The organism is Anaerovibrio lipolyticus DSM 3074 (assembly GCF_900141865.1).
In the GTDB taxonomy this organism is placed as follows: Bacteria; Bacillota; Negativicutes; order Selenomonadales; family Selenomonadaceae; genus Anaerovibrio; species Anaerovibrio lipolyticus.
Map to the genome: position 1 here is coordinate 58,570 of NZ_FQYW01000003.1, position 14,973 is coordinate 73,542.

Below are 14,973 nucleotides of genomic sequence, written 5' to 3' on the forward strand. Positions count from 1 at the left end.
AAATCATATATAATGTAATTATATTTTGCAAATTAAAAAGGAATCTACTGTGTTATTCGCGAAATATTCGGATAAACCTTTTTTATCGAGATTAAATTTTGAATAAATGAGGACAATACAATGGCAAAATCAGTCACTAAAGAGACTACCAAAGACACAAAAGAGCTTGAAGAAACCAAGGTAACCACCAAAACCAGAGCTGGCAGGACTTCCCAAAAAGCTTCAGCAACCCAAGCTGTTGAGGTGCCAGAGCCTGTTGAAGCTATGGAACCAGTTGAGGAAATCGAAATCATTTCCCAGGTGGAAGAAACAGCAGAAGCTGATGATACCGAGGCTGCAGAGGTAACAAAGAAAACCAGAAAAACTACCCGTGGCAAAGCCACCAAAAAACGTAGTGCCAAAAAGAAAACTGCCGAGCCGAGGAAGGAACGGAAGGAGCGTATCTTTGCTCTGGATATTGGTACCAGAAGCGTTATTGGTATCGTAGCCGAAAAGGAAGCCAACGGTCTTAAAATCGTGGCCACCGAGCGTCAGGAGCATAAAACCCGTGCCATGCTGGACGGACAGATTCACGATGTTCCCCAGGTAGCCGAAATCATTGATAATGTAAAAAAGGCTCTGGTTAAGCGGACTGGTCCGCTTAAGAGTGCTGCCGTGGCTGCTGCCGGCCGTGCCCTTTACACCATGACTGCGGATGCTGACATGGAAATCAATGGCATTATTACCCCGGAGCAGGAAAGAGCACTGGATTTTGCTGGTGTGCAGGCTGCCCAGGCTAAACTGGCGGCTTCCAAGACAATTGATGATCCCACCAAGTATTACTGTGTTGGTTACAGCACCATAAAATATGATTTGGATGGTACCCAGTTAAAGACTCTGGTAGGACAGCGCGGACGTATAGCCAATGCTACAGTTATTGCCACCTTCCTGCCTCGTCAAGTTATTGACTCCATGCACTCAGCTCTCCAGGCTACTAAGCTGGATATGCGGGCACTTACCTTGGAGCCAATTGCTGCCATCAACGTACTGATTCCTCCTACCATGCGCCACCTGAATCTGGTGCTGGTGGATGTGGGAGCGGGCACCTCAGACGTGGCCATTACCAAAAACGGCTCTGTTATCGCCTATGGCATGGTACCACAGGCCGGTGATGAGGTCACTGAAGCCATTTCCCAGCGTTTCCTTCTGGACTTTAATGTTGCCGAGCAATTAAAGCGGGATGCTGCCCATGGCAAGGATGTTCATTTTACGGATATTTTGGGAGCAGAATATGATCTTTCCGCCAAGGATGTGCTGGATCCAGTTCTGCCAAACATCAAAAATCTGGCAGATGCTATTGCCAAGCAGATTATGGAGCTGAATGGCAGCGACCAGCCACAGGCCGTTATTATGGTGGGTGGTGGTTCCCTTACTCCACACCTTGCTGATTATGTGGGAGAAATATTAGGGCTGGCTCCTGGCCGTGTGGCAGTGCGCCATCCTGAGAAGATTGACGGAATCAATGAAATTCCAGATGAGCTGAAGCTGCCAGATGCAGTTACTCCATTGGGCATTTTGAAGGTAGCCGCCCTTACTTCCCTGCATTTCCTAAAAATATTCGTAAATAATGACGAGTACAGCCTCTTTAATTTCCGTGAGCTCACCGTTTCCGATGCCCTCTTAAATGCGGGTATTCAGCTGAAAAAAATGAACGGCCGTCCTGGCCTTGGTGTTATGCTCACCGTGAATGGAGAAAATAAATTCATTCCTGGCACCATGGGTACCATGGCCCAGCTTAATCTTGATGGTCGTCCTGCTACTTTGGACACTGTGGTTAAGGAAGACAGCCACATTGAGATTATCCAGGGAAAGGATGGCACTCAGCCAGAGGTAACTATCAACGATGTACTGGAAATTCCGCCTTCCTACACTGTTTATATAAATGGTGAGGAACGCCATATTGACGCCCAGTTCACCATTAACGGCCAGCCTGCAGAACCAGGCCAGCTCCTTAAGGATGGGGATATTATTACCAGCAAGGACACCCGCCTGTTAGGTGAGGTGCTTAATTCCCTGAATATGCCACCTATGGGCCGTAAGATAAAATACACCCTTAACGGCAAGGAGTCCCAGTTCACTGTGTCCCCTACAATTTTGCTGAATGATAATCCTGCTACTCTGTCCACAGAGGTGCATGAAAAGGATTATATTGAATACATTGAGTCCGAGGAGCCAAAGCTGGGCAATGTGCTGAACGTGTCCGAGCTGGATGCAACGCTGGTTATCTACTACGAGGGACAGGAGCATAAGATTCCTTCCGCCACTGTTTCTCTGGAGGTAAATGGACATCCTGCCAGCACTGGGACCATTATTGATGACGGTGCTGAGGTAAGGTACATGAAGTCCCTCAGGGCAACCACTACCATCAGTGATGCATTACTGGCTGTAGGCTTCCAGCCACCTGCTGCTTCCTCCAGAAAGACCTTTACTATTCTGGTAAACAACCAGCCGGTGAACTTTACCGATCCTATTAAGAACGGTGATACTCTGGAGGTTATTATTTCCGATATAGAATCCCATCACAGCTCTGCAGCAGGAAATGCTGAAAAGGATGCTTCCGCTGCAGCTGAGGCCCCTGCAAAGCCACAGCTGGATGCCAATGGTATGCCTGTATCCCCAACGGAGGGCAGCTTTACAGCACCGCCAATGACTGAGGCAGCCAAGCGTGATCAGGAAAGACTGGCGGACAAGATTAACAGCATCCCTGGACTCAGCGCAGCTCTAAACAGCTCCAGAAACAGCACCAAGAGTCCCTTCCTGGATGATTAATATTTAGAATTTTTCCATTTTTGATGGAAAAAAATGAACAAATGCGTTATAATAAGGAATTGAGCGCGGGCGTAGTTCATCGGTAGAATGGAAGCTTCCCAAGCTTTAGAGGGGGGTTCGATTCCCCTCGCCCGCTCCAGAAAAAATTGAGGCCCTATGACAGAAAATGTCATAGGGCCTTTTGTGTGCCAGACATAAGCAAAAATTTCAAAATCTACTCTGAGCAGGAGAATGAGAGCGAAAAAGAAAAATGTAGCTGATATTATCAAAAATAATGTATAATAAGTTGAAGTTAATTTCATTGAAAACATTTTCAACTAAAATCTGATGGGCAGGTGAATACAATGAAAGAATTTATTGGTCGTCAGCGTGAACTTGATGCTCTTGATGGTATTTGCAAAAAGGAAGGCTTCCAAATGATGGTGCTTTATGGTCGGCGCCGGGTTGGTAAGTCTACATTGCTACAGAAATTCATTGAAGGAAAGAAATCTATATTTTATACAGCTGTTAGAAGCAGCAGTCAAAGGAACCTTAAACTTTTGAGTGATTATGTTGTTGCGGCTTTGGCACCAGAAATGCAGGGCATTAGCTTTGATTCATACGAGCAATTATTTCATTGGATAGGTGAAAAGGCCAAAAATGAACGAATCATATTTATAATTGATGAGTTCCCTTATATGGCTGAGCAGGATAAATCGCTGCTTTCAGTGCTGCAGAAGTATATCGACAGAGAATGGATCACAGGAAATATATTCTTTATCCTGAGCGGTTCTTCAATCAGTTTCATGGAAGATGAAGTATTAAGCGAAAAGAGTCCTCTGTTCGGCCGCAGGACATCACAATTAAAATTAAAAGCCTTCAACTATCGGGAAGCAGCAGAATTTGTACCAAAATACAGTTTTGAAGATAAGGCTGTTGTATATGGTGTTACTGGTGGTATAGCCAAGTATCTGGCTATGTTTGACGATGGATTATCATTGGATGATAACCTTAAGAATCTGTTTTTCTCCGACACAGGATATTTGTACGAGGAGCCTAATAATCTTCTGACACAGGAGTTTAAAAATGTGTCTCTTTATAATGCCATCATTGAAGCTGTAGCATCCGGCAGAAACAGAATTGTCACCATTGCTGACCTTACACACATGGAAAAGACCCAGGTTTCTCACGCAGTAGCGAATTTGGTTAGTACAGGAATACTCAGTAAAGACTATGCCATTACTGATGAGAGCAATAAGCGTAAAGTCCAGTATGTATTAGCTGACAATATGTTCAGGTTTTGGTATCAGTTTGTTTCTCCGGGCGTTAGCATGATTGACTATGGACGTGGAGATGTATATTACGAAAATGTGGTAAAAAATAACATTGCCCACTATATGGGGAGTGTTTTTGAGGATATGTGCCGTTACTTTACCATGGATGCAGGTTGTACTGGTGAATTGGCTTGTATGGTAATGAAGGTCGGAAAATGGTGGGGCACTAACCCAGCCAAAAAAGAAGAAACTGATATTGATGTAGTAGGTATTGATACTATTGGAAAACAGGCTGTTATTGGTGAATGTAAATACAAGAATGAATTATTGGATAAGAGCGTCTTTGAACAACTGGAAGAAAGAAAGGATTTGCTTAATAAAAAATATCAAGTAGTCCAATTCCTGCTTTTCTCCAAGAGTGGTTTCTCTGACTGGATTAAAACTAATGCACAAACTAAAAATATATTTATGGTGGATTTGCCACGACTTTACAAATAAATTGCAAAAATCCCTGCTATGGACTGTGACCATACAGCCTTAGCGGAGATTTTCGTCTTTATTCTTTATCTCCGTTATTGTCTTCTTTAGAGGCAGTGTCGCCTGTAGCTTGAAGCTCTTGTTTAGCATTATCACCCTCAGGATTTTTCTTTCTCTTTACAAGATAATAACCTATTCCACATACTGCCAAAACATCCGGCAAATATGGACAGTTCTGGTCCATCCATGTTAGCGGATAAGCTATAACACCTACAATGATCATTGAAAACAACCCTGCACCAATAAGTGTGCCGTACCAGCTTTTCCATACAGCACCATCACCGCCATATATATAGACGAATTTATTTCGCCACCACAATGTAATAGCAATAGTAAGAGCAATCCAAACTATAAATGTCCCACCTAGCAGTAACTTAATAAGCATTTTTACATATCCCCCTTCTGTTTCTTAGGCACTTAATATAAAACATAGACCCTTATAACATACAAAATAGCACATTTCGCATTTTTATAGGTTCCCTCGGGGGACACAAATTATCAAAAATACCTTGTAAATATATACTGTAAAATCAATCAAAATATCTTTATGGCATGAATGTAATTTACTTAAAACATGACCTGCAATTCAAAATTCATTTTAATATTTTTAATAATCTCATATATGACTCTTTATTTTTTATGGATTTTTATTTATAATATAAGTAAAATATAGCATTCCACCTAAACAATATCCCCTACGGTATTTTATACCCTAACAAACTTTTTCATGTTATAATTTATTTGTCGCAAAGGAGATTTCCTCAATGCCTGAAATAACACGTTTTTATGGTATTGTCATAAAAATGTTCTTCAAGCCGAAAGAACACGAACCAAGCCACATACATGCTTTGTATGGTGAATACATGGGAGAATTTAACATTTCTACCTTGGAGATGATTCAAGGAGACCTTCCTCCGAAGGCACAGGAACTGGTAAAAGAATGGCTACAGTTATATAAAGATGATCTACAGGACATGTGGGACAAGCAATTCATATATAAATTGCCACCATTACAATAGGGAGGTGCCAAAAATGATTCCTCGCATAAAACACATCGAGCCTCGTGATAATTTCACCCTATATATTGTCTTTGATGATAATAAAAGCGTTATTTATGATGTAAAGGATGACATTAATACTATCCCATCATATCATAACCTCATGACAGTACATGGATTATTTAAAAATGTCCAGCTAGACGAAAGCCGCACCTGTGTGTTTTGGAACGATGAAATTGACCTTCCTAGTGATATCTTATATGAATACGGTACGCCGTACTAAACACCTATCACCAAACAATAGTAAATGGAGGAACTTGCCATGAGTGGCGCTACTATAAAAAAAGCCGTTAATGACACTGACATCTTCATGATGGATTTTGAAGAACGGCTCAAATATATCAACCGCCAGATGGCCATTATGGACTACCACACCGATATGCGTGTATCCCGCGAAGAAGGACATAAAGCCGGCCTCGAAGAGGGTCATAAGGCTGGCCGCGTCGAGGGCGAAAAAAACGCTGACCGCCGCACTGCCATGAACATGCTAAAGGCTAAGGAGCCTATCGAAAAAATCACCCAGTACACCAGCCTAACCGAGGCGGAAATCCATGAACTATCTAAAGAAATTTAATCGCCATCAAAAAATTACCCCGCTAGGGACTGTAACCATACAGCCTTAGCGGGGATTTTATCACTTATCTTGTCGCTCGATGCCATTTTTCTCAGGACGTGCAGGCTTATGCTCTGATTCTTCCTTAAGTTTTTCCAGGTACTTCGACATATATCTGTTAATCCCAGATGTTTCTGCAGTCAAACCATAGCCATCACAGGCTATATCCCTAATATCAATACCTCTCGTAAACATACATCTCAACTCCTTTTAAGCAGTATTACACTGGTCTTACAGCCGTTCTGGTGGTACCATCAAGCAGTTACATTTTGATAATGTTTTCCTTCACCCCTTCAGACTTGGAATTATCCAAATCCTTAAGTAGTTTTTCCAAAGTGCTTCTGTACTTGGTCACCGGATCAGAGCCACCCAAATCATCATCTTCATCCTCTTTAGTTTTAGCCTTGAGGTCAGTGATAATCTTATCCCCGCTTCTCTCCAAAGCAGTCTGAAGCTTCTGGATAGAGGATTTTACCTCTTCATAAACCTTGCCCCGCTGTTCGTCAGTTGTACACTCATCCATGGCCCACTGGGCTTCATCACGAATCTTATCCATAAGTGCCTCAATGCTCTCCGCAGTGGTTGGCTCCCGTCTTGGCACTCTTGATGCTCCGAAAGGATCATTTTCAGACTCCAACCACGCTGCAATAGCCAATCCTGCAATACCGCCTGCACCCAACAATAAACCGTTTTTCCACCAACTCATAATTAATTCCTCCTTTGATTTTTCTGTAAATGAGTTTCTTTAGGATGATTTAATTATAGAATGGGAAAAAAGCGAAAAGGTTGCCGCCTGGGCAACCTCTAAATTTTTTTATAAACCACATTTGTTGGTGAGAGGATCAAATCCATAATCTATCAATTTCCCATTAAGGTCGTTTACATTATAGGTTTTGGATTCAATATAACACCGTACTATAAGGTCTCTTTTTATACTGCTGGACAAGGCATAACCAGCCCGGCCTATAAGGTCTTGCGTTTCTTCCAAGCTAAGGTGCAGTGCTATTGCAAAAGCAAGCGCCGTTCCCTTGGTTGGGTGATAATTTTTATCACTCTTAATCTTGGAAAAAAGTGCCTTGTCAATTTCTGCCTTTTTGTATATATCAGCTGGCTTCTTGCCTTTTTCCTTAATTAGTTCAATAAGCTTTTCAGAAAAGCTTAACTCTACTTTATTTCTGATTTTGTCCAGCAAATATTGTAATGTATCACCGGTAACATTAGTTCCAGCAAAATTTCTCCTGCCAGGAAGATATTTTCTGGGTCCCTTTAAAATTTCAAAAAAATCTTTATCGTCAGCGCCAGCATCAGGCTCATAATGCAGCCTGATATATTCATCAATTTCCTTTTTGCTTAAAACGTTTTCAGCCATGGCAATACCCTTAGTCTTCGTCCAGCTTTTCCAGAGCCTTCGCACCAAATATATCCTTTATTTTCCCTTTGGCCTGAGCCTTAATATCATCATTGATATACATCTGAGCCAAAAGCAGGGCAATACCAATGGCCGCAGCATCATCAGTATAACCAACTATTGGTGTAATATCTGGAATAAAGTCAAATGGGGAAATCAAATACCCCAAGGCGCCGTAAATTCCAGCCTTGACCTTCATAGGACACGTTGGCGACTGGGCCACATAATAAAGCTGCAAGGCCTTGTAAATCAAGCCGATACCTATGGATGTAACATTTTCCTTTATCTTTTTCCAAAGCCCTTCCTCGGAATATTCATCTGTATACTTTTCCACTTCAATCTCGCTGAAATCTGCATCAATAATTTTATCCTTCATGATTAGTCCTCCCTCGTTAGCTACATTTCTACAACATAATATAACTTTCCTGCTTAATAAACAGTATACAGGAGCCAGAAGCAAAAAGGTTGCCCGCCAGGCAACCTAAAACTATTTACAATGACATATGCCTTTCTCGCGGTTAGGACATCGCCACGTGATATTCAAAGCGCCGGATTCATCCAGATAACCTTTTTGAAATGGATTATCATCTATTCCATAAGCCGAGTAGTCTATTGGCACCTTACATTCATCTAACCGCCATGGAACAGCGAATTGCAAATATTTCTTCGGATATTCAGGGTTGATAAGCCCCTCATAAGGTTCTTTTTTCTCAAACCATTCCCAATAATCACTGTCATAGACAAATTTAATATATACAATATCTTGGGCTGCAATATTTCGCTCAAAAAGTGTAAGGACATACTCTTTCGTTTTTGCATTATAAACATCCGAATGCCCTATACTAAATCTATCCCACTCATCAGCATCAGGAGATATTCTTATGGTTGTGCCTGCCCAGACACTACATTTTAACACATTTTCCTGTTCAGAATTGCTCTGAACGCCTTTTAATTCCTCTTCAATCTTCCATTTTGGATGGTGTAGTTCAATGGATAATATATCTTCTGGATAATAGTTTTGAGTCATATAATTTTCAGTGACAAAAATTATGGCTGACAAATCTTCCATTGGATTCTTTATCTTGGAAATAATTTCTTCTTTATCAACAAAACCGTTGATTGCGCCATCACAATTTGGCCAAACAACTCTATCAATAGCTGTATCAGGATGCCAAATGATGTCCATTCTCCATTCCTCCCGTACACTTTATCAATAGCATTTCAGCTTCTCTTTCAAGGCACAGGTGGCGCACAAATACTCAAAATGTCCATGCCCAGTAATATTGGAAACATAAACCTTCTCCACGTCTTTCTTAGAGCCACATTTGGAACATTTCTTTTCAGTGGACAGTACATTCTTCAATTTTTCCAGCATAAACTCACCACCAGTTTAATCACGATTTTATCAAACCTTTTATAATTCCAATATCATCATCTAAGGCCATCTTTATCCCCAACTCACGGATTACTTCCATTACTGCCAAATTAATTTCACTCTTTAAATTGGTAAATTTATCAAATTCGTGATAATGTATAAAATCTGTATAGCACATTACTTTGATATCCTGGCTAAGCACCGTCACTTTATCCAAATATGTAAATATATCTTTACCAGTTCTTCTAATATCCTCGTTTTCCTTTAACGCAGAATCGATTCTTTTTATCAGCTCTCTAACCTGTTCAGCAGTCGTCTCCGGTGATATATTATATGTCATTTCTATACGGCGAAATGTACAATTACTTTTGTTAATTATCTTGTCATTAGCTAGTTTTGCACTTGGCACCGATACCCGTTCACCTGTTAAAGTTCTAATACAGGTACTTCGCATTGTAATTTTCTCGACTATCCCTTCAACTCCGTCTGCAACAATCCATTCGTTCTCCTTGAATGGCTCATCAAATAAAATCACAAAACTTCCAAAGAAATTTGTAAAAATATCCTTTGCTGCAAAGGCGATAAGTGCTGTTCCGATGCTTAACTGAGTTATACCAGCCCCAATATCAAAACCTGCAAAATGCAGTATAACGAGAATTATCGCCAGAATAATCGCCAATCTAAAGAATGCAGATAATATGTTAGATATAGCATCAGCGTGAGCTACTGGTCTATTGGCCAGCAAATAATGAATAATACTGCCATTATCATAATTTTTATAGGAAAATAATCGAAAAAATCCCCAACCTAAACACATTATGCCTAATACAATTATGATTGTTAATACAAATGGAGGGATCTCCACTGGAGCAATGTTAATTGCTATCCCAAGGCCAAAAAATCTTACAATATATTTTATTGGTGTTTGGAATGCTGTAAAAATATAATCATCTATCAAGGTGTCTGTACTTTTCACGATCTTTTTTAAATAAAGTCCAGAGTATCTGCCCCACATTATATCAAATATTGATGTCATTAACACAACGCATACTGGCGGCATCCAAGCCTGCACCCATGAATAATTCATTTCTTCACCTTAAATATAATTTATTATTCCCAACATTTTCTTTTACACTCTCTTTTTTATAAATCTGTTTTCCATTATATACCTTATTAATCCCTTGGAATCAGCAATAACACTTGCGCAATTTCATCAAGATATGGTACAGGATCTGGAATAAAACAGTTTATAACAAATATCACCAACTTCAAAATTCTAGGGCAACGTATATACACTAACATAACAATGCACAAAACAAAAAAACCTATCAGGAAAGCCACTGTCAAACACCTCAAACCTATCTACAAAAATATCGCCCCATCACCAGAGCAAACAAATAATCAGCTGAGTTATTCGCCATACGCAATAACTCAGCTAATTAGATTAACTTTATTTCACTTATTAATAATAGTACTTTTTAGTTTTTCACATACTACATAGTTTGTATTGTAATATGTATCTCTGTCTATTTTACCTTTTAAATTAGCTTCATAATACATATCCACATTACAGATAATAGGCCGTTCATCATATATTGAACACAACTTTTGCTGCGCGTCATAATATTTACACACCCCATCACCTCTATCCAACGACTTATATATTTCATTGGCCGAAAGGGATTGACAACACAAACCACATTTGTCGCAACGAAAAATAAAAATCCCTCCAGATGGTTATAGCGTCTGCACTAATGGCAAGGATAATACATTCTCCGATTCCTTGGATAAAGAACCATCATCATGCAGTAATGAGGTATCCAAAATCACCTTTAACGTTTTTGCTGTCATAGCAACCCCTGCGATGATTCTCTTATCCTGATCAGAGTATGAGTTCCAATCCGTACCCTCATTTTCAATAATGCTCACCATATTCTTATTGCCATTAACCAACATTTTGTCCAATTTTACTAATACATCTTTAATTTGCTCTGCACGTTCTGTTACAGCCTTACATAAGGAGCAGACATTTTCACATTCTGCCTCAAACTGTTTTGCCTTTGCCCGATACGACTTGGCTTTATTCAAAGCTTCATCAGCCTTGGCATAAGCCACAAAGGAACCAATTAGCAAAGCTGGCCCTAATACTGCACCGCCTAAAACAGCCATGCCGCCAGCCACTCCAAATCCCCCAGCGGCTAAGCTGCCACCACCTAGCCATGCCAATGTTGCATTGGTAGCTACAACACCCGATAATGTTGAAATAGCTGTGCCTGTAGAAGCAGTTGCCAATAAGCCGACTGCGCCATAGGCACCTAAGGCTGCAACACTGCCTCCCGCTAAACCAGTAAACATACTTCCACCGATTTGAGCAGCAGAAAAAGAAGCACGTTGTAGCTCTCCTAAGGAACTACTATCAGGAGTAAAATCTTTCAACTCTTCCAAGCCCACACTATCATGGAAATTCACATTTTTGAGTTTCTTAAAATTATCCACAAAAACATTGATACTATTGCCTAAAATATCTAATTTCTTTTCCCCTAAGGTATTAATCGCTTTGTCCGCTTTTTCCCTGGCGCTGTCCCGCTTTTCTTCCGCATTTTTTACAATATACTTACCATCATTAGCAACCTCTTCGGCTTCATCCATAGTTTCTTTAGCTACAACGGCTCCTACTGCACCTACTCCCCCAGCAAGTAGAGCTGCTCCTGCAATTAAAAATGGAATTGGCATATCTATTTCCCCCTTACATTTCGAATGATACATCATCATCTTGCATCATCGAACCAAATTCTTCCATACTATGATATTGAATATCTTTGTTAAATGCATTGGCAATGGTATCTAATCCCATAAACAATGTATCAGCATCATCTTCCAGCGAAGCATTACAGATTAAATCAAAGCCCTCATTTATTGCTTCTGCACGTTCGTCGAACAATTTGCGGGTTGCTTGTTCAAAAGTAGTTCGCTCTTGTTCCAGTCTTGCTATAGCCTCATCAGTAAGCCGTTTTATTTCTTCATACTCTCTTTCAGAACGTTCCCAAGAGTCAATAGCACCCTTCAAATCTTTCCATAATCCACCAGCCATTGCAGCACCCACCATCGCGCCCACGGCTGCACCGACAAATGGTATTGGGATAACTGCTTGACCAACTGCCATGGCATACCCCGTTGTCACGGTACTTATTCCTGTCTGACCTAGTTCTTTGATACAATCTTTAGTATCTATTTCACCTTTGCAAAACTTCATCAAAGTCCCGCCAGTAGCCATCACTGCAGAAACGACTTGCCCAGGAACATTTGATTTAACCAGTGATTTCACAAAAGGTGAATTGGCTCCTGATAATGTACGAGCTACCACAGCGGTAGTACCTGTTACGCCAAAGGCTGTAACAGCCGATGTTGCCGTATCTTTGGCAACATTTTTCAGAGCTTCTTCTGGTGTCACCTCTCCTTTTATGACTGCCACTATATTGTTCATTGATGACATTGCAGCCGTCATAGTACCAGCACTTTTAGCCCCCTGCCAACCTGAAGATACAAATTCGGTACCAACATTTTTTATTTTCCTACAAAGTATCTTTTTTTCAATAATCTCCTCTGCTTTTTTGCCATCTTCAATAGCCTTTTGGCGTCCCTTTTTAGAAACTTCTACACCTTTTGATTTACGATAATCTTTGCCTTCATCACCATAAAACTCCTCATTGGTCTTGGCACGTTTAGCATTATTTTGTTTACGGCTAACCACTTTTAGATTATCGCTGCTATTGGTTATCTCTTTAATATCATCATTGCTTATCCAGACATCATCTTTATGAGCCTGATGCACTTTCTTAATAGGCACCACATGGTCTGACTCGGCTAAATGTTCCTGCCACTTATCACCATATTTTAACTTTGCTTCCTGTTTACGAAGCAAAAGTTCCTCACCGGTATATGGGTCTTTTACGGCTTTTCCATCAGCAAAAAGCTCTTTTTTAGCATTAGCTTTTGCCTGACCGCTATCATATAGTTTACGATTGCCGGTATAATTTTCTGGTTTAGCATAATCCTCATTCAGCCTGGTAACCTCCTGATTTATCTGCGCCCCAACGACCATACCATTGGCAACTTGGCTATTTTTTTCTTGTTCATTCTTTTCTTTTTCATCCATATTACATCAGCCCAAAACATACCTTGTCATTTCTTTTTGAAGGTCTATATATCGTGTAAGCATATCTCCAACTTCTGTTATATCAAAATAATATTTATTATTTTCCAAACGAGTAAGCGCATCTGCCTTAAATTCAAAAGCTTCACGGGCGTCATTAATCAATTTGTTTTCGCTTTCGGAAAAAGTTTTATCCGCATAAGCCAAGCCCAATAGTTCAAACAGAAATATCTTCCTTTCTTGCATATCACTATTGTCCTTAACTTCCTCTATAATGCTTCTAAAGCGATATGCCAACTGAAAGTCTTTTTCACCTGCCTGACGGTGAGTTTCTTCCTCTGTTTCAATTTTTTCAATAATAGATGCACCGTCTTCTCTCTCAAATTCAGCTGCATAAAGGCGCATCATTTGACGTTCTGGCTCAGAGTATGTTCCATCAGCATGACATAATATGCAGGCAAGCTGCAAAAAATTCTCCTGATTCTCTGGCTTTAATTTTTTTAAAAACATAACAATCCCTCCATTTTATTCTACTTATAAATTATATTATCAAGCATGCGTACATAAATAAACCTTCGTAAACATAGGTAATGAATGAAGTAGCCATTTTTGATGAATTACACTTAAATCTTAAATAAAGTTCGACACATTAAAGATCTATTTTACAATTTTTAGCATATTATAATAACCTACCAAGCAGTTTTCTTGCAATATCATTATTAGGGTTTATTTGAATTGCCTGCTGTAAACATTCAATCCCTTGTTGATGGTTACCTAATTTAACATAGGCATATCCAAGGTGGGTCAAAGCAACATGATCATTTGGATTTATCAGAATTGCTCTCTGGCAACACTCTAACATCTTTTCATAGTTACCTAAGTCACTATAGGCAAGGCCAAGGTTTGTCCAAGCCTTATAATTATTACGATCTAACTGAGTAACTCTTTCATAACACTCCGCCATCTTTTGAGGATCACCTAATTTAGCATACACATCGCCAAATATACTCCAAGCGTAAGGAAATGTGGAATCAATTTGAATAGCTCTTTGGCAACACTCTATAGCCTTTTGATGGCTACCCAATTCAACATAGGCACTACTGAGAATTAGCCAAGCGCGGTTATTGTTAGGATTAATCTGCAGTGCTCTTTGGCTACACTCTATTGCTTTTTCATTGTTGCTTAAGACACTATAGTGAGAACTAAGCATTACCCAAACAAAATCATAATCAGGTTTTATTTGGATTACTTTCTCATAAGATTCTATAGCTTTTTGATGATTATCCAATCTACCATAGACATCGCCAAGTGTACACCAAGCCAAGTCGTTATTATCATTCAGCTGAATAGCTCTTTGACTACACTCTATTGCCTTTTGATGGTTACCTAAGTTTGCATAAACAAGACCGAGGTTCGTCCAAGGTTTATCAAAATTTGGCTCTACCTGAATTGCCCTCTCATAACACTCTATAGCCTTTTTACTGTCACATAATCGTTCATAGGCATCGCCAAGTTCATACCAGGGGGCATCAAAAATAGGATTTATTTGTATTACTCTTTTATAACATTCCACCGCCTCCTTACAATGACCAATTTTAACGAGGACAGCAATAAGATTATACCAAGCATCACTATAATTATGATTCATCTTAATTGCTCTCATATAGAAATCTGAAGCCTTCTTATAATCACCTAATCTTTTATAAGAATTTCCTTTTTCAAAGCATTCTTCCGCCATAAAATTATTCTCGTTTTCATTCATTTCTCT

At 39.8% G+C, this 14,973-nt stretch carries 18 protein-coding genes and 1 tRNA gene; 6 read left to right on the forward strand and 13 right to left on the reverse strand.

What is annotated here, in order from left to right:
* Nucleotides 1-120: 120 nt before the first annotated feature.
* From B6K08_RS00295 to B6K08_RS00305, 3 genes are all read left to right on the forward strand, one after another.
* Entirely contained in the window at nucleotides 121-2,808 is a 2,688-nt protein-coding gene (locus tag B6K08_RS00295) for a cell division FtsA domain-containing protein (protein WP_143254794.1), read from the forward strand.
* Between the two features lie 65 nt (nucleotides 2,809-2,873).
* Nucleotides 2,874-2,947: transfer RNA gene (locus tag B6K08_RS00300), tRNA-Gly, on the forward strand.
* Nucleotides 2,948-3,152: 205 nt separating this feature from the next.
* Complete coding sequence (locus B6K08_RS00305) at nucleotides 3,153-4,559, forward strand: ATP-binding protein (RefSeq protein ID WP_080325161.1); 1,407 nt, start codon at nucleotides 3,153-3,155, stop codon at nucleotides 4,557-4,559.
* A gap of 58 nt (nucleotides 4,560-4,617) precedes the next feature.
* Here B6K08_RS00305 and B6K08_RS00310 read toward each other — a convergent pair whose 3' ends face one another.
* Complete coding sequence (locus B6K08_RS00310) at nucleotides 4,618-4,983, reverse strand: hypothetical protein (protein WP_039206666.1); 366 nt, start codon at nucleotides 4,981-4,983, stop codon at nucleotides 4,618-4,620.
* Between the two features lie 379 nt (nucleotides 4,984-5,362).
* On the opposite strand from B6K08_RS00310, the gene B6K08_RS00315 reads away from it, so the two are divergent.
* The 3 genes from B6K08_RS00315 to B6K08_RS00325 are packed head-to-tail and all read left to right on the forward strand — an operon-like array spanning nucleotide 5,363 to nucleotide 6,230.
* A complete protein-coding gene (locus tag B6K08_RS00315; RefSeq protein WP_039206664.1) occupies nucleotides 5,363-5,617 on the forward strand; it encodes a DUF4160 domain-containing protein in 255 nt (84 codons plus the stop codon).
* A gap of 13 nt (nucleotides 5,618-5,630) precedes the next feature.
* Nucleotides 5,631-5,879: a DUF2442 domain-containing protein gene (locus B6K08_RS00320; RefSeq protein ID WP_039206662.1), complete on the forward strand. Its 249-nt coding sequence runs from the start codon at nucleotides 5,631-5,633 to the stop codon at nucleotides 5,877-5,879.
* A gap of 39 nt (nucleotides 5,880-5,918) precedes the next feature.
* Nucleotides 5,919-6,230, forward strand: coding sequence for a hypothetical protein (locus B6K08_RS00325; RefSeq protein ID WP_052211895.1), 312 nt, complete (start codon nucleotides 5,919-5,921; stop codon nucleotides 6,228-6,230).
* A 60-nt stretch (nucleotides 6,231-6,290) separates the two neighbouring features.
* Here the strand turns inward: B6K08_RS00325 and B6K08_RS13655 are convergent, their stop codons facing one another.
* From B6K08_RS13655 to B6K08_RS00370, 12 genes are all read right to left on the reverse strand, one after another.
* Complete coding sequence (locus B6K08_RS13655) at nucleotides 6,291-6,464, reverse strand: hypothetical protein (protein WP_159446658.1); 174 nt, start codon at nucleotides 6,462-6,464, stop codon at nucleotides 6,291-6,293.
* A 67-nt stretch (nucleotides 6,465-6,531) separates the two neighbouring features.
* Nucleotides 6,532-6,975: a hypothetical protein gene (locus B6K08_RS00330; protein WP_039206659.1), complete on the reverse strand. Its 444-nt coding sequence runs from the start codon at nucleotides 6,973-6,975 to the stop codon at nucleotides 6,532-6,534.
* A gap of 108 nt (nucleotides 6,976-7,083) precedes the next feature.
* Nucleotides 7,084-7,638: a hypothetical protein gene (locus tag B6K08_RS00335; protein WP_080325162.1), complete on the reverse strand. Its 555-nt coding sequence runs from the start codon at nucleotides 7,636-7,638 to the stop codon at nucleotides 7,084-7,086.
* Nucleotides 7,639-7,648: 10 nt separating this feature from the next.
* Nucleotides 7,649-8,053, reverse strand: coding sequence for a YkvA family protein (locus B6K08_RS00340; protein WP_039206007.1), 405 nt, complete (start codon nucleotides 8,051-8,053; stop codon nucleotides 7,649-7,651).
* 111 nt (nucleotides 8,054-8,164) lie between these two features.
* Nucleotides 8,165-8,863 (reverse strand): hypothetical protein, encoded by a 699-nt coding sequence (locus tag B6K08_RS00345; RefSeq protein ID WP_080325163.1) that lies wholly within the window; start codon nucleotides 8,861-8,863, stop codon nucleotides 8,165-8,167.
* Nucleotides 8,864-8,887: 24 nt separating this feature from the next.
* Entirely contained in the window at nucleotides 8,888-9,052 is a 165-nt protein-coding gene (locus B6K08_RS13660; RefSeq protein WP_159446659.1) for a hypothetical protein, read from the reverse strand.
* Between the two features lie 19 nt (nucleotides 9,053-9,071).
* Nucleotides 9,072-10,139: a mechanosensitive ion channel family protein gene (locus B6K08_RS00350; RefSeq protein ID WP_080325164.1), complete on the reverse strand. Its 1,068-nt coding sequence runs from the start codon at nucleotides 10,137-10,139 to the stop codon at nucleotides 9,072-9,074.
* Between the two features lie 368 nt (nucleotides 10,140-10,507).
* Nucleotides 10,508-10,777 (reverse strand): YkgJ family cysteine cluster protein, encoded by a 270-nt coding sequence (locus B6K08_RS14290; protein WP_143254799.1) that lies wholly within the window; start codon nucleotides 10,775-10,777, stop codon nucleotides 10,508-10,510.
* A gap of 12 nt (nucleotides 10,778-10,789) precedes the next feature.
* Nucleotides 10,790-11,785, reverse strand: a complete 996-nt coding sequence (locus tag B6K08_RS00355) for a hypothetical protein (protein ID WP_080325165.1) — start codon at nucleotides 11,783-11,785, stop codon at nucleotides 10,790-10,792.
* Nucleotides 11,786-11,798: 13 nt separating this feature from the next.
* Nucleotides 11,799-13,208: a hypothetical protein gene (locus B6K08_RS00360; protein WP_080325166.1), complete on the reverse strand. Its 1,410-nt coding sequence runs from the start codon at nucleotides 13,206-13,208 to the stop codon at nucleotides 11,799-11,801.
* Between the two features lie 6 nt (nucleotides 13,209-13,214).
* The gene (locus B6K08_RS00365; protein WP_080325167.1) at nucleotides 13,215-13,715 is read right to left on the reverse strand and encodes a TerB family tellurite resistance protein; all 501 of its coding nucleotides are present in this window, start codon (nucleotides 13,713-13,715) and stop codon (nucleotides 13,215-13,217) included.
* Nucleotides 13,716-13,884: 169 nt separating this feature from the next.
* Nucleotides 13,885-14,967 (reverse strand): tetratricopeptide repeat protein, encoded by a 1,083-nt coding sequence (locus tag B6K08_RS00370; RefSeq protein ID WP_080325168.1) that lies wholly within the window; start codon nucleotides 14,965-14,967, stop codon nucleotides 13,885-13,887.
* Nucleotides 14,968-14,973 lie beyond the last annotated feature (6 nt).

Coding starts and splice junctions, on each gene's coding strand:
- B6K08_RS00365 (WP_080325167.1), bottom strand. CDS start 13,715: ATGTTTTTAAAAAAATTAAAGCCAGAGAATCAGGAGAATTTTTTGCAG.
- B6K08_RS00330 (WP_039206659.1), bottom strand. CDS start 6,975: ATGAGTTGGTGGAAAAACGGTTTATTGTTGGGTGCAGGCGGTATTGCA.
- B6K08_RS00335 (WP_080325162.1), bottom strand. CDS start 7,638: ATGGCTGAAAACGTTTTAAGCAAAAAGGAAATTGATGAATATATCAGG.
- B6K08_RS00325 (WP_052211895.1), top strand. CDS start 5,919: ATGAGTGGCGCTACTATAAAAAAAGCCGTTAATGACACTGACATCTTC.
- B6K08_RS00315 (WP_039206664.1), top strand. CDS start 5,363: ATGCCTGAAATAACACGTTTTTATGGTATTGTCATAAAAATGTTCTTC.
- B6K08_RS00355 (WP_080325165.1), bottom strand. CDS start 11,785: ATGCCAATTCCATTTTTAATTGCAGGAGCAGCTCTACTTGCTGGGGGA.
- B6K08_RS13660 (WP_159446659.1), bottom strand. CDS start 9,052: ATGCTGGAAAAATTGAAGAATGTACTGTCCACTGAAAAGAAATGTTCC.
- B6K08_RS00345 (WP_080325163.1), bottom strand. CDS start 8,863: ATGGACATCATTTGGCATCCTGATACAGCTATTGATAGAGTTGTTTGG.
- B6K08_RS00310 (WP_039206666.1), bottom strand. CDS start 4,983: ATGCTTATTAAGTTACTGCTAGGTGGGACATTTATAGTTTGGATTGCT.
- B6K08_RS00305 (WP_080325161.1), top strand. CDS start 3,153: ATGAAAGAATTTATTGGTCGTCAGCGTGAACTTGATGCTCTTGATGGT.
- B6K08_RS00370 (WP_080325168.1), bottom strand. CDS start 14,967: ATGAATGAAAACGAGAATAATTTTATGGCGGAAGAATGCTTTGAAAAA.
- B6K08_RS00350 (WP_080325164.1), bottom strand. CDS start 10,139: ATGAATTATTCATGGGTGCAGGCTTGGATGCCGCCAGTATGCGTTGTG.
- B6K08_RS00340 (WP_039206007.1), bottom strand. CDS start 8,053: ATGAAGGATAAAATTATTGATGCAGATTTCAGCGAGATTGAAGTGGAA.
- B6K08_RS00295 (WP_143254794.1), top strand. CDS start 121: ATGGCAAAATCAGTCACTAAAGAGACTACCAAAGACACAAAAGAGCTT.
- B6K08_RS00360 (WP_080325166.1), bottom strand. CDS start 13,208: ATGGATGAAAAAGAAAAGAATGAACAAGAAAAAAATAGCCAAGTTGCC.
- B6K08_RS13655 (WP_159446658.1), bottom strand. CDS start 6,464: ATGTTTACGAGAGGTATTGATATTAGGGATATAGCCTGTGATGGCTAT.
- B6K08_RS00320 (WP_039206662.1), top strand. CDS start 5,631: ATGATTCCTCGCATAAAACACATCGAGCCTCGTGATAATTTCACCCTA.